2 protein-coding genes are annotated in these 1,775 nt (G+C 70.1%); both read right to left on the bottom strand.

All coding sequences use genetic code 11. From position 1 onward, the window contains the following. Nucleotides 1-247 precede the first annotated feature (247 nt). Nucleotides 248-580 carry an STAS domain-containing protein gene (locus IE226_RS43540; RefSeq protein ID WP_190087076.1) on the bottom strand — a complete coding sequence of 111 codons (333 nt, stop codon included), beginning with the start codon at nt 578-580 and terminating at the stop codon, nt 248-250. Nucleotides 581-1,205: 625 nt separating this feature from the next. After that, nucleotides 1,206-1,592: an alpha/beta fold hydrolase gene (locus IE226_RS43535; protein ID WP_190087075.1), complete on the bottom strand. Its 387-nt coding sequence runs from the start codon at nt 1,590-1,592 to the stop codon at nt 1,206-1,208. Nucleotides 1,593-1,775: the final 183 nt, after the last annotated feature.

The raw sequence follows: 1,775 nt of genomic DNA, 5'->3' as shown, positions 1-1,775 counted from the left end.
ACAGTCATGCCGGGCCCGGAGGCCAGCAGTCCCATTGCAGGACCGCGGAAAAGATAACGGGGGTGGCACGGCGGGGCCCTGGTCTCAGGGTGCTCCTCCTCCAGCCTCCGGGCAGGTAATGCCCGCCCCCGCACAGGAATGCGGATCCACATGCGGGTACAGGAAGGCGCTGAAGCACGTCGGGGATTCGCCTTGGTTGAGCCTGGCCCGAACCCGGTTCAACGGATTTCCGGACACCCGCCGGGTGTCAGGTTTCTATCAGGCGCAGCGTCTCGATCTCGTCCCAGTCGTAGGCGGTTGTCCGCTCGCGCAGCCCGAGTTCGGTGCCGGCCTTGACGATCAGACACTGGGGCGGGCGGAGGCGGGCGGCGAGAAGGCCGAGGATCTGAAGGACGCTGTCCGACACGAAGCTGACGTCGGTGAGATCCACCACGATCTCATCGGTCCGTGCGGTTTCGTCGGTCAGCGCCACGGCCAGGGGGCCCCGGTGGGTGCCGAGAACTTCGCCCCGCAGGCGCACACCGGAGCGGTCGGGCAGGGGCAGCATCAGCAGGAGTTCGTCGGCGTAGTAGCCGCGCATCACGATTCCCGGGGTCTGGGGGAGGACGCACCGGCAGAGAACGCGACGACAGGAGCTGAAAGGCCAGTGGCGCCCCGAACGCGGTGCTATGTGGCGGGCGCAGGATCCCGCCCGCTGGCGCCGCTGGCGCAAGGGCCCCAACCTGGGCCCGGAAGAGCGCCGGTAAGCCGGTCGCCGCGCTGACAGCAACCAATCGACCACGGACTGTTCTCCAGCTTACTGCTGCACATCAACGCCCGACAGGCATATGCCGAACTGTTTCTGCCCTGTCCGGTCGGCGAAAACTCGCCCCCCCATGCGCCACATGAGGCAGAGGCACAGCCCTTGCGTCCGGCCTACGAGGACCTGTCCCGGGCGCGCGGACGGCCGGGGGCCCGTGCATAAACGCTGGTGCTGCCGCGAAAACGGGCACTGGACGCACCCGAGCAGCCGGGGGTGTGGGTGTGCTCGCCGTGCGGCGCGGCCGCCGTGCTTTGCCTTGCGGTGGCGCAGGTCGTAGCGGCTGGCGATTTCGAACAGCGCCCCCTCGTCGTTGCCGAGCTTGTCCTTGAGCAGGGCCCGGCGCTCCTCAAGGGCGGACCAATATTCGGTGACCTCGGGTCGTGGGGATGGCTGCGGACCTGCGTCAGACCACAGCGAGGAAGCCGCGGACCGCGGCCGCGAAGCCGACCGGGTCGTTGGCATATACGAAGTGGTCCGTCTCCAGCTCGACGAGGCAGGTGCCGGGGCGTCGGGTGACCATCTGTGCTGCCCGCCCCGCCGGCAGCACGCCGCCCTTGGTGCCGCGCACCAGCAGCGCCGGGCAGGCGGAGCCGGTCCAGTCGGCCCAGTGGTCGCCGTGCACCTGGTCCTCGGAAGCGTAGCTGTCCCGGGGCTGGAAGCGCAGGCCCCAGGTGCCGTCCGGCCGCTCACGGACGGCCGACTCGAAGTGCGGTGCCAACGGGCCGAGTTGCGCGACGAACATCTCCCGGTCGGGTGGCGCGTATGGCCGACGGCTGGCTTCTCTGCCCACCGCCCGACAGGCACCTGGCAACGGCGCCCCCGCCGGCCGCCTACGGGATCGTCGACACCGAAGCCGATCCCGGGCCCAGGGGCCGTGCCAGGCGCCGTGGACGCGGCGAACTGACCTCGTCGCCGGCTGGAACCGCAGTTCCGGACGCTTGCCGCAGCGCTCGTCCTCGAACGTGACCACCGC

The sequence above is a fragment of the Streptomyces longisporoflavus genome (assembly GCF_014649775.1).
In the GTDB taxonomy this organism is placed as follows: Bacteria; Actinomycetota; Actinomycetes; order Streptomycetales; family Streptomycetaceae; genus Streptomyces; species Streptomyces longisporoflavus.
Note: the sequence above shows the minus strand (reverse complement) of the source record. Positions and strands in the feature narration are given on the sequence as shown.